At 70.9% G+C, this 22,168-nt stretch carries 17 protein-coding genes; 3 read left to right on the forward strand and 14 right to left on the reverse strand.

Annotated features, from left to right (window positions below):
* Positions 1–45: 45 nt before the first annotated feature.
* Together PWG71_RS05950 and PWG71_RS05955 are read right to left on the reverse strand one after the other, a co-directional pair.
* Positions 46–345: a DUF397 domain-containing protein gene (locus PWG71_RS05950; protein ID WP_274808517.1), complete on the reverse strand. Its 300-nt coding sequence runs from the start codon at positions 343–345 to the stop codon at positions 46–48.
* A complete protein-coding gene (locus PWG71_RS05955) occupies positions 323–1,189 on the reverse strand; it encodes a helix-turn-helix domain-containing protein (RefSeq protein WP_274808518.1) in 867 nt (288 codons plus the stop codon). Before PWG71_RS05955 ends, PWG71_RS05950 begins: the two co-directional genes overlap by 23 nt.
* A gap of 464 nt (positions 1,190–1,653) precedes the next feature.
* Here PWG71_RS05955 and PWG71_RS05960 point away from each other — a divergent pair, with 464 nt between their 5' ends.
* Entirely contained in the window at positions 1,654–3,255 is a 1,602-nt protein-coding gene (locus PWG71_RS05960; protein WP_274808519.1) for a glycerol-3-phosphate dehydrogenase/oxidase, read from the forward strand.
* Between the two features lie 142 nt (positions 3,256–3,397).
* Here the strand turns inward: PWG71_RS05960 and PWG71_RS05965 are convergent, their stop codons facing one another.
* The 10 genes from PWG71_RS05965 to PWG71_RS06010 all read right to left on the reverse strand — a co-directional run bounded on the left by PWG71_RS05965 (position 3,398) and on the right by PWG71_RS06010 (position 16,884).
* Positions 3,398–3,601, reverse strand: a complete 204-nt coding sequence (locus PWG71_RS05965; protein ID WP_274808520.1) for a cold-shock protein — start codon at positions 3,599–3,601, stop codon at positions 3,398–3,400.
* A gap of 298 nt (positions 3,602–3,899) precedes the next feature.
* Positions 3,900–4,808 (reverse strand): ATP-binding cassette domain-containing protein, encoded by a 909-nt coding sequence (locus PWG71_RS05970; RefSeq protein WP_274808521.1) that lies wholly within the window; start codon positions 4,806–4,808, stop codon positions 3,900–3,902.
* 7 nt (positions 4,809–4,815) lie between these two features.
* On the reverse strand, positions 4,816–5,766 hold the full coding sequence (locus PWG71_RS05975; RefSeq protein WP_274808522.1) for an ABC transporter ATP-binding protein: 951 nt from the start codon (positions 5,764–5,766) through the stop codon (positions 4,816–4,818).
* A complete protein-coding gene (locus PWG71_RS05980; RefSeq protein WP_274808523.1) occupies positions 5,766–6,677 on the reverse strand; it encodes an ABC transporter permease in 912 nt (303 codons plus the stop codon). The genes PWG71_RS05975 and PWG71_RS05980 overlap by 1 nt, the downstream gene beginning before the upstream one ends.
* A complete protein-coding gene (locus PWG71_RS05985; protein ID WP_274808524.1) occupies positions 6,674–7,669 on the reverse strand; it encodes an ABC transporter permease in 996 nt (331 codons plus the stop codon). Before PWG71_RS05985 ends, PWG71_RS05980 begins: the two co-directional genes overlap by 4 nt.
* 225 nt (positions 7,670–7,894) lie before the next feature.
* Entirely contained in the window at positions 7,895–9,607 is a 1,713-nt protein-coding gene (locus tag PWG71_RS05990) for an ABC transporter substrate-binding protein (RefSeq protein WP_274808525.1), read from the reverse strand.
* A gap of 405 nt (positions 9,608–10,012) precedes the next feature.
* On the reverse strand, positions 10,013–11,032 hold the full coding sequence (locus PWG71_RS05995; protein ID WP_274808526.1) for a LacI family DNA-binding transcriptional regulator: 1,020 nt from the start codon (positions 11,030–11,032) through the stop codon (positions 10,013–10,015).
* Between the two features lie 89 nt (positions 11,033–11,121).
* A complete protein-coding gene (locus tag PWG71_RS06000; RefSeq protein WP_274808527.1) occupies positions 11,122–12,021 on the reverse strand; it encodes an Fpg/Nei family DNA glycosylase in 900 nt (299 codons plus the stop codon).
* Positions 12,022–12,296: 275 nt separating this feature from the next.
* Positions 12,297–15,326, reverse strand: coding sequence for a DNA helicase (locus PWG71_RS06005; protein WP_446724982.1), 3,030 nt, complete (start codon positions 15,324–15,326; stop codon positions 12,297–12,299).
* 112 nt (positions 15,327–15,438) lie between these two features.
* Positions 15,439–16,884: a PucR family transcriptional regulator gene (locus PWG71_RS06010; protein WP_274808528.1), complete on the reverse strand. Its 1,446-nt coding sequence runs from the start codon at positions 16,882–16,884 to the stop codon at positions 15,439–15,441.
* A gap of 175 nt (positions 16,885–17,059) precedes the next feature.
* Here PWG71_RS06010 and gabT point away from each other — a divergent pair, with 175 nt between their 5' ends.
* Positions 17,060–18,394, forward strand: coding sequence for a 4-aminobutyrate--2-oxoglutarate transaminase (gabT, locus tag PWG71_RS06015; protein ID WP_274808529.1), 1,335 nt, complete (start codon positions 17,060–17,062; stop codon positions 18,392–18,394).
* Between the two features lie 73 nt (positions 18,395–18,467).
* Here the strand turns inward: gabT and PWG71_RS06020 are convergent, their stop codons facing one another.
* Together PWG71_RS06020 and PWG71_RS06025 are read right to left on the reverse strand one after the other, a co-directional pair.
* On the reverse strand, positions 18,468–18,956 hold the full coding sequence (locus PWG71_RS06020; RefSeq protein WP_274808530.1) for an Lrp/AsnC family transcriptional regulator: 489 nt from the start codon (positions 18,954–18,956) through the stop codon (positions 18,468–18,470).
* Positions 18,957–19,080: 124 nt separating this feature from the next.
* Complete coding sequence (locus PWG71_RS06025; RefSeq protein ID WP_274808531.1) at positions 19,081–20,688, reverse strand: PucR family transcriptional regulator; 1,608 nt, start codon at positions 20,686–20,688, stop codon at positions 19,081–19,083.
* A 193-nt stretch (positions 20,689–20,881) separates the two neighbouring features.
* Here PWG71_RS06025 and PWG71_RS06030 point away from each other — a divergent pair, with 193 nt between their 5' ends.
* On the forward strand, positions 20,882–22,168 hold the full coding sequence (locus PWG71_RS06030) for an aspartate aminotransferase family protein (RefSeq protein WP_274808532.1): 1,287 nt from the start codon (positions 20,882–20,884) through the stop codon (positions 22,166–22,168).

The following is a 22,168-nucleotide window of genomic DNA, read 5'->3' on the forward strand; positions in this document are numbered from 1 at the left end:
GTGCGACGGTCCCCCATCGTCGCGTCCCCCCGTTCCCCCTCCCCCTCATGGGATGAGGCGCCCGTCGCATCGACCGCGTTCACCGGCCGTCGGCCGGCACGAGGCCGGAACCGGCCGACGCGGTACACCGATCCGGGGGCGGGGGGCGCGCGATTCCCGCCTCAGAACGGTGAGGAGGGCGTGCCAGGCGGGGGTCCCGAAGACGAGCACCGGGCCCTCCCTGCGTCCGCTGTCCCGGACCGCGTGGCCGCCGGCGATCCCGGCGACCTCCACACACTCTCCCTGGTTCGGCTGGCTGCGCGAGGACTTCCGGTACGACGGTTCAGGGTCGACCGCATCGGACACTCCGCCCCTCCAGGTGGTTCTCTCGCAGATGGTCGATGGTCTCGCCGGGGCGCAGCGCGACCAGGCGCAGGTGTTCGGCGAGGTTGCGGTAACGGGCGACCTCGTCGGGCTCCTCCAGATAGATCCCGTCGGTGGCGGTCTCCAGGTAGACCACCGTGGGGTCGATGGTGTCGGGGAAGTCCATGATCACGAAGGGCCCGCCGGAACCCGGGTTGAGCCTGTCGGCCAGCGTCATCTGCACGGTGATGTTGGGTCGCGCGGCCATCTCCACGATGTGCCGGACCTGTTCCTCCAGGACCTCGGGGTGATCGCGCAACCGCAGCAGGGCGCCCTCGTCGAAGACGGCCCACAGGCGCGGAGGGTCCTCCTCGTCCAGGATCCGTTGACGGGTCAGGCGCGCGTCGGTGAAGCGGCGGATGTCCTGGGGCCCGGACAGGCAGGACTGGGCGGTGACCCGCATGTACCCGCGGGTCTGGAGCAGCCCGGGCAGGACGAGGGGCTGCCAGGTGCTGATGACGCGGGCCTCGGTCTCGAACCCGACGTACCGTCCGGCCAGCACGTCCCGGTAGCGGCTCCACCAGCCCCGGTCGAGGGCCTGCCGGCACAGGTTGAGGATCTCGTCGTACTCCTTGCCCGGGGGGACCCCGCAGGCGTCGAGGACGGCCCGGACCTCACGGATCCTCGGTCGTTTCTTCACCCCCGATTCGATGTTGGAATAGGTGGACTTGGACAGACCGGCGGCGAGGGCGACCTCCTCGCCGGTCTTTCCGGCGGTGAGCCGGATCCTGCGAAGCTCGACGGACAGGCGTCGGCGACGGATCGTGGGTGAGTACCTGGTGGCCATGATGCCCTCATGCTAGGACCGGTGATGGCCCTCAAGTGGGACAATCCGAGGAATCCGAGGTTCGGGCACATACCTCGCGACGAAAACCGAGATGGACGTTTCCACGCTCCTGGAATTCAGACTCCCCCGCCGCTCCCCCTCTTCCCCGCAGCGCTCCGGACCCGCTCCGGGAGGCCCGCCCCCCGAGCCCCGCGTGCGGAGCGCCGCCGGACGCCCTACATCCGTCGATGTTCGACAATGACGCACACCGAGAGCACTGTGAAACCCCGTGGGTACCAACGGTCACGACGGCGCACACCAGCACCATGGGCGGACCCCGAGGAGCCCGACGAACAGCGCGGATCCACCCTTGGCCTTCACCAGCGTTCGGCATTGTCGTATGATCTGTTCGACACACGTTCGGAACGCGGAGTCCGTTCCGGCAGTCGCACAGCCATTCCTCCGAACGGACGGAGTCCCCGGCCATGACGATCACCCCCGGACCTCCCGACACCACCTCCGTGGTGCCGGAGCACACCGACCCGCGCCGCCCGGACCGGGCGCGCACCCGCGAGGAACTCACCCGCGGCACCTTCGACCTCCTCGTCATCGGCGGCGGCATCCTCGGCACCTCCGTGGCGTGGACCGCCACCCAGGCCGGGCTGCGGGTCGCCATGGTCGACGCGGGGGACTTCGCCGGGGCCACCTCCAGCGCCTCCTCCAAGCTCGTGCACGGCGGACTGCGCTACCTCCAGACCGGCAACCTGAAGCTGGTCGCCGAGAACCACCGCGAGCGCCGCTCCCTCGCCACCACCGTGGCCCCGCACCTGGTCAACCCGCTGCCGTTCCTGGTCCCCGTCTACGAGGGCGGCCCCCACGGCGCCGCCAAGATGGGCGCGGGCGTGTTCCTGTACTCGGCGCTGTCGGCGTTCGGGGACGGCATGGGTCGGCTGCTCTCCCCCGTCCAGGCCGCACGCCTGGCCCCGGGGCTGCGCACCGAGGGTCTGAAGTCGGTCGCCGCCTACGGCGATCACCAGATGAACGACAGCCGCATGGCGATCATGACCGTGCGCGCCGCCGTCGACGCCGGGACCGTCGTGCTCAACCACGCCGAGGTCATGGGGTTGCGCAGCGTCCGCGGCCGGGTCACGGGGGCCGAACTGCGCGACCGGGCCGACGGCACGGAGTTCGGCGTCGACGCGCGCCTGGTCCTCAACGCCACCGGCCCCTGGGTGGACCGGTTGCGCGCCATGGAGGACCCCGACGCCGCGCCGAGCGTGCGCCTGTCCAAGGGCGCGCACCTGGTACTGCGCACCCCGGAGCCCTGGCGGGCCGCGCTGACCATCCCCGTGGACCGGCACCGGGTGTCGTTCGCCATCCCGTGGGAGGGCCGGCTGCTGCTCGGCACCACCGACGAGGAGTACACCGGGGACCCGGCCGAGGTGTCCGTGCTGCCCTCCGACGTGGAGCAGATCCTGGGCGAGGCGGAACTGGGCATCGACGCCCCCTACCTGGACGCCGCGCACATCGACTACTCGTTCGCCGGGCTGCGGGTGCTGCCGGGCGGGCCGGGCGACACGAGTTCGGCCAAGCGCGAGACCGTGGTGACGCAGGGCCGGGGCGGCATGCTGTCGGTGGCCGGCGGCAAGTGGACGACCTACCGGCACATCGGCCGGACGGTCCTGGCCGAACTGCGCAAGGTCCGCTCGGTACCGCTGGCCGAGGAGATGGCCGACCCGCTGCGGACCGTCCCGCTCCCGGGGCTCGCCAGCCCCGACGCGGTCGCCCAGCGGATCATCATCGACCGCGAGCCGGGGGCCCGGTTGGATCCTCGGGTGGCCCGCCACCTGGCCTCCCACTACGGGAGCCTGGCCATGGACATCGCCACGATGATCCGTGAGGACCCCGCACTCGGTGAGCGCATCCACCCGGACGGACCGGACGTGTGGGCGCAGGTGGTGTTCGCCCGCGATCGGGAGTGGGCGGTCACCGTCGACGACGTGCTGCGACGCCGCACCACGGTGACGGTGCGGGGGCTGGAGACACCGGAGGTCCGCGCCCGGACGCAGCGGCTCCTGGCGGGCTGAGCGCACGGCCGCGCGGTGCCGGCCACCGGGTGGCCGGCACCGCGCGGGTCCGGCCCCGGACACGGAAAAGCCCCCGGAAGGCGTACCTTCCGGGGGCTCCGCGGTATGTGGTCCCACTCCGAGGAGCGGGAGGTCATACTACTTAGATCGCGACGACGTTCTCGGCCTGCGGGCCGCGGGTGCCGGTGACGATGTCGAACTCCACGCGCTGGTTCTCTTCCAGGTTACGGAAGCCGGAACCCTGGATCGCGCTGTAGTGAACGAAAGCGTCGGGGCCGCCGTCGTCGGGGGAGATGAAGCCGAAGCCCTTCTCGCCGTTGAACCACTTCACAGTTCCCTGAGCCATATTGTCTCCTTCAGCTCGGTGTACAACGGGCGCAGACTCACGCCCGAGAATTGCCGCGAGCCGACTTCCCAGGGAAACCGCCCGCCGGTCACAAACTCCGCGGGCAAGACACCAACTGCGAAATTCAACGACTAACAATCACCTCGAACGTACCACAGCCCTCTGGGATCGCGAGGGTTTTCGGTGTGGCAACACGCACGAACCTCGGGGGAATATCCGAGGTACGCCAGGGGAAGAAGCGCGACATCGCCCGTGGGCACGGGGATGCCGCGTCCCTCCCCCGGGACGGTCCTCGATCTCAGCCCTGGTCGATCCCGACGAAGTGACCCCGCTCCGCCTCCACCAGGGGCGCCGACTCGTCGTCGGGGGCCACCGGAAGCTCGAAGTGGTCCGGCGGGTTCGCCGCCAGCTCGGCGTCCACCTCCGCCCAGGTGCGGTGCAGCTGGGGCACGCACGAGAGCAGGTGGCGGCTGTAGGGGTGCAGCGGGTTCTCGAACACCCTGGCCGTGGGCCCCATCTCGGCGATGGCGCCCTTGCGCAGGATCACCGACCGGTCGCTGACGTAGTTGCCCAGCGACAGGTCGTGGGTGACGAACAGGATGCCCAGGCCCCGCTCCTTCAGGTCGGCGAGCAGGTTGAGCACGTCGATGCGGGTGGAGGCGTCCAGCATGCTGATCACCTCGTCGGCGACCAGCAGGTCCACGTCCAGCAGCAGCGCCCGCGCGATGAGCAGACGCTGCATCTGGCCGCCGCTGAGCTGGTGCGGGTACTTGCCCAGGACGTTGTCCGGGTCCAGGCGCACCGTGCCGATCGCCTTGAGCACCCGCTCCCGCCAGTCGGCGTCCGAGACGCCGGGGAAGTAGGAGCTCCGGATCATCTCGAACACCCGGTCGGCCTTGAAGATCGGGTTGAAGGAGCTGAACGGGTCCTGGAAGACCCCCTGCACCCGCCGGTAGTAGGCCTTGCGGGCGGTGTGGCCCCGGATCGTGGTGATGTCGGTGCCGTCGAAGGTGATGCTCCCGGAGCTGGGCTTGAACAGCCCCAGCACCATCTTGCCGATGGTGCTCTTGCCGCTGCCGCTCTCCCCGATGAGGGAGACGACCTCGCCGGGCTCCACCTTCAGGCTGACATCCCGGACGGCGCGCAGTCGGCCGCCGCCGAACGCGCCCACCCGGTACACCTTGTGCACGTGGCTGAGTTCCAGCACGTCCGTCTCACCCCGTCTTCCAGCAGGCGGCCCAGTGGCCGGGTTCGATCTCGACCAGCGGAGGCCGCTCCGAGCACTTCGAGAACGCCAACGGGCAACGGTCCTTGAACCGGCACCCGGTCGGCGGGTTCAACAACCCGGGCGGTGTACCGGGGATGCCCTCCAACCGACCCTGGTCGGTGGTGGTCCCCACCTCGGGCAGGGCCGAGATGAGCATCTGCGTGTACGGGTGCCGGGGCGCGTTGACGATGGTGGACGCGGACGCCTTCTCCACGATGTGCCCCGCGTACATCACCATGATGGTGTCGGCCATCTGGTACACGAGCGAGATGTCGTGGGTCACGAACACCATGCTCTTGACGTACTCGCGGTCGCGGAACTCCACCAGGGACTCGGCGACCGCGCGCTGGGTGGACACGTCCAGGGCGGAGGTGACCTCGTCGGCGATGAGCAGCGACGGGTTGAGCAGGGTGGACATCACCATGACGACGCGCTGCTTCATGCCGCCCGACAGCTCGATCGGGAACCGGTTCAGCACGTCGGGGTCCAGGCCCACCAGTTCGAGCCGGCGCCGGAGTTCGTCGGCGATGTCGACCGGGCGCACTCCCCGCGCCCGCAGCAGCTCGTTGATCATCCGCCCGATCTTGCGGGTCGGGTTGAGGGCGCTCATCGCGTACTGGGGGATGAGCGAGATCTCGTGGTACCGCAGGGGGACCATCGCCTTGTCGTCGGCGATGGGCACGTCCTTGCCGTCCAGCTCGATCGTGCCGCCGACGTGGCGCATGCGCGTGTCGAGGCGGATCAGGCTCTTGCCCAGGGTGGTCTTACCGCAGCCGGACTCGCCGGCCAGACCCATGATCTCGCCGTCGGCCAGGTCGAAGGTCACACCGTCGAGGGCGTGGACGTCCCCGCGCAGGGTCTGGTAGTAGACCTTGAGGTCATTGACTCGCAGAGTCATCACAGCTCCCGCAGCTTGGGGTTGAACACCTCGTCCAGCCCGACATTCAGGATGTACAGCGAGCCCACGATCGTCGTGATGCCGAGGCCCGGCGGGATGAACCACCACCACATGCCCAGGTACAGGGAGCTCCACTTCATGGCGCTCTCCAGCATGAGACCGAGCGAGACGCCGTTGGAGGGCCCCAGGCCGATGAAGTCCAGGCCGGCGGCGATGAGGATGGAACCGCCGAACAGCAGGATGAACGACATCACCAGGTAGGAGCTCATGTTGGGCGCGATCTCGGTGGTGATGATCCGCCAGGTGCGGCGTCCGCTGAGCCGTGCCAGGTCGACGTAGTCGCGGGTGGACAGCGACAGCGCCTGGGAACGGACCGCGCGCGCGGCCCACGGCCAGGAGGTCAGGCCGATGAACACGCCTTGGACGAAGATGCCGCGCACGTCCAGGTAGGCGGTGGCGACGATGAGGACGACCAGGGCGGGCAGCACCAGCACGACGTTGGTGAGCATGTTGAGGATCTCGTCGATGATCCCGCCCTTGTACCCGGCGACGAACCCGACCGTGGTACCGATGACGAACGCGACACCGCCGCCGAACGCGCCGATGAGGAAGGTCGAGCGCAGCCCGTAGACGAACTGGGCCCAGATGTCCTGTCCGAACGAGGTGGTGCCCAACCAGTACTCGCCGTTGGGCGGCTGGCTCTGGGGGCCGACGTACTCGTTGGGATCGTGGTCGATGAAGAACGGCCCGATGATCCCCGTCAGCAACAGGGTGAGCACGATGCCCAGGCCGATGAGCAGCTTGGGGTTGCGCACGGCGAAGTGCAGGACCTCGGAGGTCTTGCGCTCGGCCGTGGGTTCGGGCGCGTCCGCGGCGTCCGCGGTGCCCGGGGCTCCGGCGATCTCGCTCACGCCGCGCCTCCCGTCATCTGGACCCGGGTACGCGGGTCGACCAGCACGTAGACGATGTCGATGATGAAGTTGGCGATGAGCACGCCGACGACCACGAACAGGAAGGTCCCCTGCAACACGAAGAAGTCGCGGTTGTTGAGGGCCTGAAGGATCAGGGTGCCCAGGCCGGGGTAGTTGAACACGATCTCGGTGAGCAGCGCGCCGGAGAGCACGGTGCCGAGCTGCACGGCCAGGCCGGTGATCTGCGGCAGCATCGCGTTGCGGAACGCGTAGCGGCGGATCAGCCGGCTCGGGGCGCCCAGGGCCTGGAGGTAGTTGGAGTAGTCCGCCTCCAGCTCGTAGATGATCATGTTCCGCATGCCGATCGCCCAGCCGCCCAGCGCCACGATGAACATGGACAGGAAGGGCAGGATCCAGTGGGTGATCAGGCTGGAGATGAACAGCCAGCTGAACTCGGGCCGCAGCGTCGGCGAGTAGCCGCCCGAGGTCGGGAGGACTCCCGCGACGATGCCCAGGCTCCAGGCCAGCAGCAGGGCCAGCCACATGTACGGCATGGCGGTGAGGACGTACCCGACCGGTAGGACCGTGTTGTCGAGGAGCTTCTTGCGGGCCGCGAAGGCGCCGATCCGGTTGCCGACGATCCAGCTCAGGATGATGGCGGGGAGGAGCAGTGCCAGCGTGTAGGGCACCGACCTCAGGATGATGTCCAGCACGGGCTGGGGGTACAGCATGACGCTGACGCCCAGGTCCCCTCGGAGCAGGCCGCCCCAGAAGGCGAGGTACTGCTCGTGCAGGGGGGTGTCGAACCCGAACACCCCGGTGTAGTAGTCGTTCATGCGCTGTAGGGCCTCGGGGTTGCCGACCGAGGCGCGGGAGAGCATGCTCCGGACGGGGTCGCCCGGCATGAAGCGCGGGATCATCCAGTTGATGGTGACCGCGATGACGAACGTAAGCAGGTAGACGAAGAGCTTACGGCCGATGTAGCGCCACACACGTTCCTCCAGGTGATGGTGGCGGACGGACGACGAGCCCCGACGGAGGGCGGGACCCGGCCCGGTCGTCCCGGATGTTCCGGGGTCCTCGGGTGTTCCGGTGTCCCGCCCGGCAAGGCGTCGGGGGGCACCCCGGGCGGGCTTTCGCGCCGTGCCCGCCCGGGGTGGGGTCGGTGGGACTCGGGTGGGAGGGGAATGGCCCGTGCCCGCCGACCGGGGATGCGGCTACTCGCCGACCGGCTCGATGGTGGCCAGGGTCTTGATCGCCCCGAGCTGCCACCAGCCGTGCCACAGGGTGGCGGCGCTCTTGGGCGCGCCCTCGGCCTCACTCGGCCAGTTCGTCCAGTACGTGTTGCTGGCCTGCGACCACATGCCGTTGTACCAGAGCGGGATGGCCGGGAGCTCCTCCAGCTGGATCTCCTGGAGCTGCGAGGTGATCTCGGCGGCGGCCTCGACGTCGTCCGTGGGGACGGTCGCGAGCTGCTCGACGAGGTCCCACGCCTCCTCGTTCTCGTAACGGTGGAAGTTCACCGTGGTCTGCTGGTCGTTGACCGGCAGCTGGAAGAGGTAGTCGTAGTACGTCCAGGGGGTGTTGCTGGCCTGGCGCTCGTTGTTGATGAGCAGGTCGAACTCACCGGAGTTGCGGTTGTCCACCAGCAGGTCGAACTCGGGGGTCTGCGCCTCGACGTTGATGCCGACGGCCTGGGCGTTGGCCGCGATGACGTTGGCGGACTCCATCCAGTCGGTCCAGCCGGCGGGGACCTCCAGGGTGAGGGTGATGGGCTCACCGTCGGGGGTCTCGACGAAGCCGTCGCCGTCCTGGTCCTGGTAGCCGGCCTCCTCCAGGAGACCCACCGCCTCGTCGGCGTTGTAGGAGAAGCCGTTCTCCTCGACCAGTTCCTGGTCGATGTAGTCGTCCCAGATCGGGAGCAGACCGGTGGGACTGGCCTGCTCGACCAGGTTGGCGTAGGGGCCCGTGACGATCTGTTCCATGTTGATCGAGTGGGCCAGCGCCCGGCGGAACTCGGGGTCGTCCAGCGGGGCCTTGGTGGTGTTGGGCACCAGCCAGGCGGTGTTGGCGGCCGGCATGTAGGGCGGGCCGTCGTAGTAGCTGGTGATCGCCTCGTTGCCGTTGATGATCTGGTCGATGCCGGGCAGGAAGTTGTTCGACAGGTCGACCTGTCCCTGCTGGAGCATGCCCAGGGTGATGTCGTTGGAGGCGTTGACGAGGTCGACGATGTAGCGGGGCTTCATCTCCAGGTCGAGGGGACCGGTGCCCCACCAGTCGTCGTTGCGCTCCCAGACCAGACGGTCGTCGGTGTGCGACTCGTAGGAGTAAGGACCGGTGCCGACCGGATTCTCGTTGACATCGCTCATGACCTCTTCTTCGGTCTTACCGGACCAGATGTGCTCCGGGGCGATGGGGTGCGAGTAGGCCCAGTTCATCCACTCCTGCGGCCGGCTCTCACTGAACGTGACGCGGACGGTCTGCCCGTCGACGGCCTCGACGTTCTCGATGAAGTTCCACAGGTTGCTGAAGGGCACCGAGCCGAACCGGCCGATCTCCAGTGTGGAGACCACGTCGGCGGAGTCGAAGGCCTCGCCGTCGGTCCAGGTGATGCCCTCGCGCAGAACGATCTCGTGGACGTTCTCCTCGGGCCAACTGTCGCTCTCGGCCAGCCAGGGAACGTACTCGTTCGTGTTCGGGTCGAAGAGGAAGAGCGGCTCGTAAGCCAACCCCACCGTGCCGACCGCGTACTGCCCCTGCATGTAGGGGTTCCAGTTCGCGGGCGGCCCCCAGGCCGTACCGGTGGTGTACAGGGTCTCGTTCCGGGGGTACTCCCCGGAACCTCCTTCGTTGCCGCCGCCGTCACCCGAGCACGCCGTGACCGCGAGGGCCAGTGCTGCGAGTGCCGCCGGAAGTCGAAGAGATCTCATGTCGACTCCTCCTTCTTCCACCCGGTCGGCCGCTCGTTGGGGGGGAGCCACCTCTCCGGGGATCGGAGAGGTGGGAGCGCTCCCAATCGGGGGCGCTGAAACGGCCGTTGCTGAACCGGGTAAGTGACGTTAACAACAACACGCCGACAGGAAGGGCGTCAATGGGCGTCACTCCGCTGTTATTCGCTTGTAACAGCACAGATGTGGGAAAGCCGCTTGCGCGGGTGTCGCTGAACCGGTTCCGCACGGGTCGTCGACTCCCCTCCGACGGGACGGTGAAGGGCGCGTCGTGCGCGGTGGTCCTCCACGGCGCACGGCGTTTCGGTGGCGCCCCCACGGTAGCCCCGGCGGACGGGCGGAGCCCGCGTTCACATGAGGCGTGTCGGTGATCGGGAGCGGGCGGGGCTACCCCGCCAGGGGCCCCGTGCTGCCGCGCGGCTGGAGCTCTCCCCGGGCCGTCTCGCGGCTGCGCACCGCCCGGCCGCCGATGGCCTCGGCGAGCATGCGCGCGGCCTCTCGACCACAGGCGGCAACGTCACGGGCGACCGCGGTCAACGGAGGATGCACCAACCGGCACAGTGTCGAATCGTCCCAGGCCACGATGGACAACTGGCCGGGAACGTCCACGCCCATCTCGCGGGCCACGCCCAGCCCGGCCACCGCCATGACGTCGTTGTCGTAGACCAGGGCGGTGGGGCGTTCGGTGCGGGCCAACAAGCGGCGGGTGGTGCGGGCGCCCGCCTCCCCCGTGTAGTCGGCGTGGACGGTGACGGCGTCGGCCAGGCCCACCTCGGCGGAGGCCGCCTCGAAGGCCCGGGTCCGATCACGGGTGTGCACGAACCCGTGCGGGCCGGCGACCCGGACGATGCGCTGGTGACCCAGGGCGGCGAGGTAGTGCACGACCTCCCTGATGGAGGCGGCGTCATCGGTGTACAGGCACGGCAGGGGGCCCGCGCCGTGCGGGCCGCCGAGGACCACGGCGGGCAGGGGCAGGGCCTCGGCCAAGGCGACCCGGGGGTCGTCGACCCGCAGGTCGACCATGATCACCCCGTCCACCCGGCGTTCGGCGAACCAGCGCCGATAAGCCCCGATCTCCGCCTCGTGATCCTCCGTGACCTGCAACAACAGGTCGCTTCCGGTGATCGCCAGCTCCATCTCGATCCCCGACACCAACTGCATGAAGAACGGTTCGACGCCCAGGGAGTGCGCGGGCCGATCGATGATCAGACCGATGGCGCCGACCCGGCCGCCGGGTGAGAGGGCGCGGGCCGTACTGCTGGGTGCCCACCCCAGATCACGGGCGATCCCCAGGATGCGCTTACGCGTCTCCTCCGAGACCCCGGGCCGACCGTTGAGGGCATAGGACACCGCCCCCTTGGACACCCCCGCGGCCTTGGCGATGTCCATGATGGTCGGGCGTCGCATCAAACCCCCCATTCGTCCCCCTGGCCTCAGTTGCTGAACCGGTTAAGCGGCGATGTGGGATTGTACTGTACGACGTTGGGCCGTCACCCTCACGGACGGGCGGGGGCTCGACCGGACTGGCAGCCCGGACAGTGGTAGAGGGTGCGTCCCGCCAGTTCGCCGGCGACGATCGGGGAGCCGCACACACGGCAGGGCTCACCGGTCCGGTAGCACACGTAGAGCGTGTCCGGCCGGGGCACCGGGCGGGCCTCGGGATCGGGCCGGTGCTCGGGGCGGGTGGTGATGATGTACCCGTCGCGCACACCGTCCCGGAGCAGCCCGGTCAGGTCCGCCCACAGGGCGTCCCACCGTTCCCGGGTGAGGTCGCGGCCGGGGGTCATGGGGTCCAGGCCCGCGCGGAACAGGGACTCGGCACGGTAGATGTTCCCGATCCCGGCGATGACCTCCTGCCGCATGAGCAGGGCGGCGATGCTCGTGCGGGAGCGCGAGACGACCCGCCAGGCGCGTTCGGGGTCGGCGTCGGGACGCAGCGGGTCCGGCCCCAGACGCCCCTGGACCGCCAGTTTCTCCTCCTCGGTGATCACCTCGCAGGCGGAGGGGCCGCGCAGGTCGGCCCAGCCCGACGTGGTGATCAGGCGGGCGCGCACGGCCCCCACCGGCGCGGGCGGCACGACGAACCCGTCCCCGTCGTGGGTCAGGGCGGTCCGGACGGCCCCCTCGGCCCGGGGCGCGCCCAGATGGCGTTCGCCGTCGGCGTCGCCGAAGCTCCAGGCGCCGTACAGGCCCAGGTGGACCCGCAGCCACTCCCCCGAGTCGAACCCGAGGAACAGGTGCTTGCCGTGCGCCTCGCCGGTGGTCAGGACGCGGCCGTCGATGCGGGCGGCGCCCTCGGCGAACCGTCCCTGCGGGCTGGAGGCCCGCACGGCACCGCCGCCGAAGGTCTTGTCGAAGTGCGCCGCCAACCGGTGCAGAGTGTGACCCTCGGGCACCCGTTTCCCCCTCGTCTCAGCCGATACGCGCCGTTGCCGCACTCAGGTTAGGGCCTGTTCCCGAGTGCTCTTCCGCGCCCTCGCACGGACCGAAGCGAAACGGAGGTCCGCAGGAGGCACGGGCGCCCACGGGGTTCTGGAGGCCGGCGCGGGAGACGTCCGAGGGACGAGGGGATCGACGCAGCGGCCGAAGGTCCCCGTTCTCCGGGCGCCCGAGCACGGACCGGTGCGACTCCGTCGTCGGCCGGTCCCTGCGGCGGGACCGGCCGACGGGTTCAGTGGGCCGCGAGGATCTCCCGGACCAGCCGTTCCGGATCGGCCAGACAGCGCCAGGCCGGAACGACCACGACGGGGTCCCCGGTGAGTCGGTTGAGGGCGTCGCCGCGGGCCATCAGGCGGCGCAGCCGGCGCCCGTCCGGTTCCCGGTCCACGAGGATGAGCAGGCGCCGGGCGCCGAAGCGGACCACCATGTCGGCGGTCCAGCCCTCCACCGCCTCCTGGAGCACGACCCGGGTGCCCGCCGCCCGCAATCGGTCGACCAGGGCCCGGCAGGCCCGGCCCGGATCGTTCTCGGGGGCCGCGAGCAACGCGGAGAGCGGACCGTCACCGGCCTCCCAGTGGGCCCGGTCGCCCACCACCACGAGGCGCTGTCCGGTCCGGGTGAGCACCGATGACCACAGGTGACCCATACGACGGATCCGACGCTCCACGATGGCGGGGGCGCCCCGGGCGAGCAGGGGGGACAGCACGGTGATGTCGACGCGGCCGGGTGCGTCGAACAGTTCGGGACCGCCGACCAGGACCCGGTGGCGGAAGGTCCGCGATCCGAGCAGCCGACGCAGCAGGGCCACCTGCGGCCGGGTCGGGGCGACCACCGCGATGACGCGTCCGCGCGGCAGGTGTTCGTCGATCTCGTCGACGACCACCGCCACCCGGTAGGCCTCCTCCCGGTTGATGTAGGACATGCCGGGGGCGGCCTCGCAGACCCCGACGACGTCGCGCCACTCGAAGGCCGGTCCGCCGCCGGGGTCGGGGGCCGTGCGCACCGACACGCGCCCCTCGTAGCAGTGACGCGAGGCGGTCTCGGCGAGCAGGGGCGGTGCCCCGAGGTGCTCGTTCAGCCACAGTGTCCGCTCGGCCGCCCGTTGGGCGGCGTGCAGGGCCGATCCCGACCCGTGGCGCAGGCCCCGTTCGTCCAGGCGGTCCGCGGCGAGCCCGGCGAAGGCCAGCGCGCGGCGCTCCTCGTCGGTTTCGAGGACGCTCGCCGGGCCGGGGTACGCCGGGTCGCCGAGCACCAGGGCCCGTTCGGCGCGGTGAAGGGCGGGGAGCAGTTCGGCCACCCGGGTGCGTTCGGCGCCGATCACGATGACGAGGTCGAACAGGCCCGCCTGCGGCGGCAGGGCGCGGACCTGGTCGGTCCGGCAGGCCCAGGTGGGCAGCACCTCGATGAGGCCGGTCATGCCCGGCCAGCCGATGCCGTGGTGCCAGTTGAGGGTCTCCAGCCGGTTCTCCAGGGCGGGTCGGCCGCGCCGCAGACGGGACTCGACGGCCGCGCCGAGTCGCTCGGCGCCGATCCGGCGGTGACCCTCCACGGCCTCGTCGAGGCGGGCGACCAGTGCGTCCAGGGGATCGTGCCGGACGCGGCGGTCCAGGGCCGCGCGCCACCGGCTCTCCAGGCGGGCGACCGCGCACAGCCGGGCCAGGGTCTCGGGGTCGGTCTCCAGACCCAGTTCGCGGCGGATCGCGCCGCGGTGCTGGAAGGCGCCCAACCCTCCGGCGAAGGCGCGCTCGGCCCGGGGCAGCCAGTACTCGGGGCCGCCCCGTTCGGGGCTGAACAGCCGGTCCGGATCCCAGCCGGCCTTGATACCGCGCTCGCGTTCCTCGGCCAGGTGGGCGAGTTCGTGGCCGCCGGCGGCCATGGCGTCCATGTCCGCCCACGCGGTGAGGACCCGGGACCAGTGGTGGGACGGTTCCTCCCCTGACGGGGGGGTCGCCTCCTCGACGGGCGGGGGGCCGGAGCGCTCGGCGAGCAGGCGGCCGATGAGCCCGATCTCGTCGACGCGGTGTTCCCTGCCGCCGACCCGCACCACCGGGTGGGCCGGGCCCGTCTCGGACCGCCGGACGACCTCCCGCACGTCGTGCTCGGTGCGACCGCACACCAGGACCCGCAACCCCTCGCCGACCGCCGTGCGCACCACGGCGTCGACGAGGTCGTGCGCACCGGTCCCCGAGGGGGTCGCCACGGTGGTGAGCCGCTCGGTCAGGGCCGCGCACAGGGCCTCGTACTGGGACTGATCGAGAGGGGTCGCGCACAGGGGGACGGGGGCCTCGACGGGGGCGTCGGCGGCGTCCTCCCCGCCCCGGGACCGACGGGCCCTGCGACCACGCGGTTCCTCCGGTTCGACGGTCCGCTCGGGTGCGCCGAGCAGTGCCTCCAAGGCGGTGCCACCGAGGGCGGTCGGGTCGACGCCGTCGTGTTCGGTGGGGTCGAGGTCGGCCAGGATCGCCTCCACGGTGCCCGGTTCGGGTTCGCCGTCGGGGTGGCCGCCCGGCCCCGCGCGGAACAGGACCGCGACGTTGTGGGCGCCGTCGACGAACGCGCGGGGGGTGCTCCGGGTGGACATCGGGTCGATGTCGTCGACGCGTTCGATCTCCAGCCGGGTGAGCAGGGTCCGCACCTTGACGGCCAGGTCGGCGACGGCGGCGGGGCGCCCGATCGGGTCGGGGGCGCCGGCGCGCAGCCGGGTCCGCAGTTCGAAGAGGTCATCGGGGTCGGTCGTGTCCAGGCGGCGCAGGAGCGCGGCGTTGACGTCGGGCGGACCGATCGCGCGGATCCGGGGGATCTCGGGGGTGTCGGGGTCGTCGACGACCTGGACGTCCACGGTGAGCAGGGGCAGGGCCACCGGGTCGTCGTCCTCTCCGAGCAGGACGAGCGGGTAGCCGTAGCGCAGCGCCTGCCCGTGTCGTGCGGCCAGGCGCACGACACGGGCCGCATCGGGGCCCAGGGGTATCCGGTCGCCCGCCCCGGTGAACAGTGTCTCGATGCCGCCGGGCAGGCAGGCGCAGGTGTCGCCGCCGAGCCGGTCGGTCCGGATCGTGTGGGTGTGCACGGCCTCGCGCCGCAGACAGGCCCGCAGATAGGCCAACAGGGCACGGGGGTCGGTCCGGTCGTCGGGTGGCCTCCACCGCAAAGAGACGCCCTCCGCCCCCACGCGGGTGATCCGGATGGTCGGCGGCGCCGTGCCCGCCGTCCGCGCCCCGTGACCCTCCTCGATCCCCTGTTCGTCGTCCTGTAGTGATCTCACGTCCGCCCCCGGCGTCGATCGGGTGATCATTCGGTTACTCAGCGCTGTCAGCGACCATTGTCGTGGATGACGCGAGTCGACATCCCCCGAACGCGGGAACCGGTACCGACTTTCACCCGTGGGCGGCGTGCAGCCGCAGGGCGATCCACAGTTCGGCGCGCGCGTCCGGGTCGTCGAGGTCGACCGGGAGCAGGTCGCGGATGCGGCGCATGCGGTAGCGCAGCGTGTGGCGGTGCACGCCCAGGGCGTCGGCGGCGGCGTCCCAGCGGCCGGACGCCGCCAGGTAGGCGCGCAGCGAGGCGATCAGTTCCCCGTGGGAGCGTTCGGCCAGCAACGGCGCCAGCAGATCCTCGGCCAGTCCGACCCCGGCCGGGGTGTCGGTCAGGCCGAGCAGGCCACCGGGCAGCTCGGCGGCCCGCACCGCGCCGCCCCCCTGGGCCCGTGCCGCCTCCCGGGCCCGTTCGGCCTGGGCCAGGGCGACCGGAAGCCCTGTGTGGTCGACCGGGTCGCTCACCCCGATGGGGCCGTCGAGCAGATCGGTGATGGTCGGCACGGGTGTGTCCGCGCCGGCGAGCAACAGGGCGCGGCCCTCGTGCCCGGCCGTGAGGATCCCGTGCGGCGGGTGGGGCGCGCCCACCTCGTCGGCGACGGCGACCACGACCGGGGCGGGCGGCAACGCCGCGGCGAGGCGTTCGGCGCCGGGCCGGGTCGGGTCCAGGGCCCCGGTGAGGAGCGCGATGAGCACCCCCTCGCCCAGGCGCGCGATGTCCCCGTGGGCGTCGCGCTCCAGTTCCAGGGACAACAGGGACACGGCGGCGTTGACCAGGGTGCGCTGCTCGGGACCCAGGCGGCCGCCGGCGCCCACGACCAGGAACCCCCGCACCCGGCGGCCCGTCGCCAGGGGCTGGGCCCAGACGTGCTCGTCCCCCACGGTGATCGCCATGCTGGCGCGCGGGCCCGCGGTCTTGAGCCGGTCGAGCCCCTCGGTCAGATCGGTGGGGTGCCGGTCGGCCCCGACGGGGGCGGCGTGATCGAGGGAACCGTCGGCGGACAGGAGGAGCACCCGGGCGCCCAGGTCGCGGGCCAGCCGATCGACGATGGCCCCGGCCCCCGAAAGGGCGGCGCGGGTGAGGTCGCGCTGGGCCGTGAAGGCCCGGCTGAGCCCTTCGTACTCCTCCTTGGCCAACAGCCGGGAGACCTCCTTGCCGACCGCGATGAAGGGGGTCGCCCGCTCCACCTCCAGCAGGACGACGCCGAATTCGGCGGCGGCCTCCCGCAGTTCGTCGGGGGTCCGTTCCAGGGCCACGCCCACGCCGAACCCCAGACCGGCGATGTCGCGCCGGGCCAGCCTTCGCACGTACGCGCGCAGGTCCGGCGGGGAGTCGACCCAGCGCACCCCGGTGGTGAGCAGCAGTTCGCCGCCCGCCAGGTAGGGGGTGGGGTCGGTGAGTTCGCTGACCGCGACCCACTCCACGCGGCGGTCGAGCCCCTCGTCGCCGGTGAGCGGGCGCAGCCCCAGGGAGGGTGTCCGCACCAGGCCGCCCAGGGTCGGTGGCATCGGTCCTCCACTCGTCGTGGTCGATGACCCTGCCGCATTGGCGCAGGGACCTGCGTCGATTATCCACCGTGTCCATGTCCGCCGGCTCCGGCTCACCCTAATGTCGTCCGGGTCGGGGCCGTTCGGGTCCCGGACCCGTTCCGCACCCCCGTATCGCACTGAAGGAGGCAGACGCATGGCAGTGACCGAGGTCGCCCAGTCCCGCCGGGTCGTCACCGAGATCCCCGGCCCCAAGTCCCGCGAACTCCAGGAGCGCCGCGTCGCCGCCGTCGCCAAGGGTGTCGGCAGCGTGCTGCCCGTCTACGTGACCCGGGCCGGTGGCGGGATCATCGAGGACGTTGACGGCAACGCCCTGATCGACTTCGGCTCGGGCATCGCGGTGACCAACGTGGGCAACGCCGACCCGCGCGTGGTGGAGCGTTCGGCCGAGCAGCTGGGCCGCTTCACCCACACCTGTTTCATGGTCAACCCGTACGAGGCGTACGTGGAGGTCTGTGAGGCCCTCAACCGGATCACCCCGGGCGACCACGAGAAGCGTTCGATCCTGCTCAACTCCGGTGCCGAGGCCGTCGAGAACGCGGTGAAGATCGCCCGCAGCGCCACCGGCCGCCAGGCCGTCGTGGTCTTCGACCACGCCTACCACGGTCGCACCAACCTCACCATGGCGCTGACCGCCAAGAACATGCCCTACAAGCAGGGCTTCGGGCCGTTCGCGGGCGAGGTCCACCGCATGCCCATGGCCTACCCCTACCGCTGGCCCACGGGCCCGGAGAACTGCGGCCCGGAGGCCGCGGCCATGGTCATCGACCAGATCACCAAGCAGATCGGCGCGGACAACGTCGCCGCCGTGGTGATCGAGCCGATCCAGGGCGAGGGCGGCTTCATCGAGCCGGCCCCGGGCTTCCTGCCCGCGATCGTGGAGTTCTGCCGCGCCAACGGGATCGTGTTCGTCGCCGACGAGGTGCAGACCGGTTTCGCCCGCACCGGCGACATGTTCGCCTGTGACCACGAGGGCGTCGTCCCCGACCTGATCACCACCGCCAAGGGCATCGCCGGCGGACTGCCGCTGGCCGCGGTGACCGGTCGCGCCGAGCTGATGGACGCCGTGCACGGCGGCGGTCTGGGCGGCACCTACGGCGGCAACCCGACCGCGTGCGCGGCGGCGTCGGCCTCGCTGGAGGCCATCGAGTCCGACGACCTGGTCGGGCGCGCCCGGGAGATCGGCGACCTGATGCTGGGACGGCTGCGCAAGCTGGCCGAGGAGCACCCGGTCATCGGCGACGTGCGCGGGCGCGGCGCGATGATCGCGATCGAGCTGGTCGAGGAGGACCGGACCCCGGCCCCGAAGGTGCTGGCCGAGGTGCTGTCGTACTGCCACTCCCAGGGTCTGGTCCTGCTGAGCGCCGGCACCTACGGCAACGTGATCCGCATGCTGCCGCCGCTGGTCATCGGTGACGACCTGCTCAACGAGGGCCTGGACATCCTCGCCGACGCCTTCGCCCGCCTGTAGGCGCGTCCTCCCGAACCTCCGCTCCGTTCCGGTCCGCGCGAGGGCGCCCGGGGGATCCGGTGGGCATCGCCCCCTATCGGGTCCCCCAGGCGTAGGTCTGCTTGCGCAGCTTGAGGTAGAGGAACGTCTCGGTGCTGAGCACCGTGTCGATGGCGCGCATGGCCGCCAGGATCTCCAGGAGGCGGGCGTCGTTCTCGGCGACGACCTCGACCAGGAGGTCGAAGGAGCCCGCGGTGATGACCACGTACTCCACTCCGGGGACCTCCGAGACGGCGTCGGCCGCGGTGTTGAGGTCGCCGTCGGTGCGCACGCCGATCATGGCCTGGCGGTGGAAGCCGAGCATCATGGGGTCGGTGACACCGACGACCTGGACCACACCGGACTCCAGGAGGCGTTGGACGCGTTGGCGCACGGCCGCCTCGGAGAGGCCGACCGCCTTGCCGATGGCGGCGTAGGAGCGGCGACCGTCCTCTTGGAGCACCTCGATGATGCGTTTGGCGGTCTCGTCGAGGACGATGCCGTTGCCCCTGCGCTGAGGGGTGGGGTCCGACTGGCCGCTCACATGGCCCTCCGTGAATCCGATGTATTTTGCGCGGATGAACAGCGGATTTCATCAGTCACCACTGCCATCACAACGGATTCCAAGGCTACTGGACAGTCGACCCCGGGGTGAAGACCGGACGTGGTCAGCGTTGCTCGTCGCGCACCGAGTCCAGTGACAGCAGCGCCACGTGCAACGACAGACAGGTCTCGACGGCGTCCAGGTCGGCGTCGAGGACGTTGCCGATCCTGCGCAACCGATCGTAGAACGCCGGCCGGGACAGGTGCGCGTTGGTGGCCGCCAGCGCCTTGTTGCGGCCGGCCGCCAGGTAGTGCCGCAGCATATCGGTGAGATCGGACCCGTGCCGGGCGTCGTGGTCGAGCAGCGGCCCGAGTTCGCGTTCCACGTAGGTCTGGAGCCGCTCGTCGTCGCGGAACAGGTGCAGCAGGCCGCGCAGGTGCAGGTCGGGCAGCCGATAGAAGGGGCGGCGATCGCTCTGGCGGACCGCCACGTCCCCCACCTGGCGCGCTTCCAGGAAGGAACGCCGCACGTCGCGGATGTCGTCGGTGGACGAACCGACCGCCAGCACCGCGGCGTCGCCGACGGAGCCGGCCAACCGGTCGGCGAGCATGTGCAGGGTGGCGTCGACCCGTCGTCGGGGCGGCAGCGCCAGCAGCACCCCCACCCGCAGGTCGTCGAGCGATCCCACCAGCGCGGGCAGACGCAGGTCGCGGCAGGCCCGGGCGGCGCCCTCGGCGGTGTCGGACAGACGGGCCTGGGCGGCCAGCCCGGTCCCGTTCTCGCGCAGGCGCAGCACCAACCCCACCAGTTCGCGGTTGTTGAGCGGCACGCCCACCGCCCGGGCCCGGACCAGTGCCTCCTCCGGGTCGGAGTAGGCGCGGTCGATGATGCCGGCGATGATCGTGCGGTGGGTCTGGCGTTCCAGGCTCTCCTGGTGGCGTTCGAGCAGGCGGCCCAGGGCCAGCGTGGTGGCGGCGCGTTCGATGAGCATGCTCTGGCGCGGGGTGGGTTTGGCCCCGGCGATGAGGATCAGCCGCCCCCAGTCCTGCCCTCGGGCACCGACCGTGGTGACCAGCCAGCCGGTGGCCGGGGCGTGGACGGTGCGGGTGCCCGAGCGCACGGCGCGCGATCGGTTCTCCCACGAGGTGAGGAGGGTGCCGGGGTCCTCACCGTTGAGATCGCAGGCCAGGACCTGGTGGGAGAGGTTCTCCAGGACCACCGGGCAACCGGACAGCTGGGCGACCTCGTGGAGGATGCGGTCGGTGTCGGCGCCCTCCACCGAGAGCCGGGTGAAGACCGAGTGGAGTTTCTCGGACTCGCGCAGCTCCTCCAGCTGTTCGTTGACCACCCGGATGTGCACGGCCTCGGTGATCTCCACGAACCGCGCCTCCCGGTCCAGGAGGATCACCGGGACGCGGGCCTCGCGTGCGGCGTCGAGGAAGGCCTTGGGGAGTTCGGCGTGGTACTTGCGGCCGAGTTCGACGGCGATACCGCTGACCCCGACGGCCGCCAGGTCGTCGATGTAGCGCTTGAGGGCCTCGGGATCGTCGGGCATGGCGATGCCGGTGCTGAGCACCAGTTCGCCTCCGCGCAGCAGGTGGGCCAGATCGGTGACCTCGGCGATGTGGACCCAGCGCACGGCCACGTCCAGGTGTTCGGAACCGACCACGACGCGGGGGCGGGCCCGTTGGAGCGCGGGAAGGCGGAGGACCTCGGCAAGGGTGGGAAGCACGTTCGCATTCTAGGACACAGTGTCAGACGGGATCCGGCCACCATTGACACTCTGCACGGACGTTCGTCCGTGCTCCGCGCCGATCCCCTGGTGGGAGGGCCTTCCGTGGGCTCTTACAGAGCGTAAGTTCGACCTGCACGTTGTCAACATGGTGGTTCTGGTCAAGGGCGCGGCCCCCGGAGAGACTGGGTCCATGTCGGAACTTCTCTCGCGCCACCGCGCGGTCATGCCCTCCTGGTTGCCCCTGTACTACGAGTCCCCGCTGGAGATCGTCTCCGGGAGCGGCTCCCGTGTCACCGACGCGGACGGTCGCACCTACCTGGACTTCTTCACCGGCATCGTGACCAACATGCTCGGCTACGACGTGGCCGAGGTCCGCGAGGCCGTGGAACGGCAGATCGCCAAGGGGGTCGTGCACACCTCCACGCTGTACCTGATCCGCTCCCAGGTCGAACTGGCCGAGAAGATCGCCCGACTCTCGGGCATCCCGGACGCCAAGGTGTTCTTCACCAACTCCGGCACCGAGGCCAACGAGACCGCCCTGCTGCTCGCCACCTGCGCGCGCGGCAGCGACGAGGTGCTGGCCATGCGCGGCAGCTACCACGGCCGTTCGTACGGCACCATCGCGGTGACCGGCAACCGGGGCTGGAAGAACTCCTCCCTGTCCCCGCTCAACGTGCACTACCTGCACGGCACCGACCACGCCTCACCGGTCTTCCGGGGCATGTCGGAGAAGGAGTACATCGAGGCCTGCGTCGCCGACCTGCGCGACGTCCTGGACACCGCCTCCCCCAACGTCGCCTGCCTCATCGCCGAGCCGATCCAGGGCGTGGGCGGGTTCGCCATGCCGCCGGACGGCCTGTACGCCGCCTACAAGGAGGTGCTGGACGAGCAGGGCATCCTGTTCGTCTCCGACGAGGTGCAGACGGGCTGGGGGCGCACCGGCACGAGCTTCTTCGGCATCGGCGCCCACGGCGTGACGCCGGACGCGATGACCTTCGCCAAGGGTCTGGGCAACGGCTTCGCGGTCGGCGGCGTCGTGGCGCGCGGTGACCTCATGGACGGGCTGTCGGCGCTGGGCGTGGCGACGTTCGGCGGCAACCCGGTGTCGATGGCGGCGGCCGGCGCCACCCTCGACCACGTCCTGGAGCACGACCTCCAGGGGAACGCGCTGCGCCAGGGCTCTCTCATCATCGAGGGTCTGCGCCCACTGACCGGGCTGCCGTCGGTGGCCGACGTGCGCGGCAAGGGCCTGATGTTCGCCGTGGAGATGGTCGACCCGCGCACCGGCGCCCCCTCCTCCCCGCTGGCCGGGAAGGTGCTGGAGGCCGCCCGTGAGCGCGGCCTGCTGGTCGGTAAGGGCGGCGTGCACGGCAACGTGCTGCGGATGGCCCCGCCGCTGACCCTGTCCGCCGAGGACGCGGCCGAGGGCCGCGACCTGCTGATCGACGCCGTGCGCGCGGTCGACGCCGAAGCCTAG

It is taken from the genome of Nocardiopsis sp. N85 (genome assembly GCF_028882275.1).
In the GTDB taxonomy this organism is placed as follows: domain Bacteria; phylum Actinomycetota; class Actinomycetes; order Streptosporangiales; family Streptosporangiaceae; genus Nocardiopsis; species Nocardiopsis lambiniae.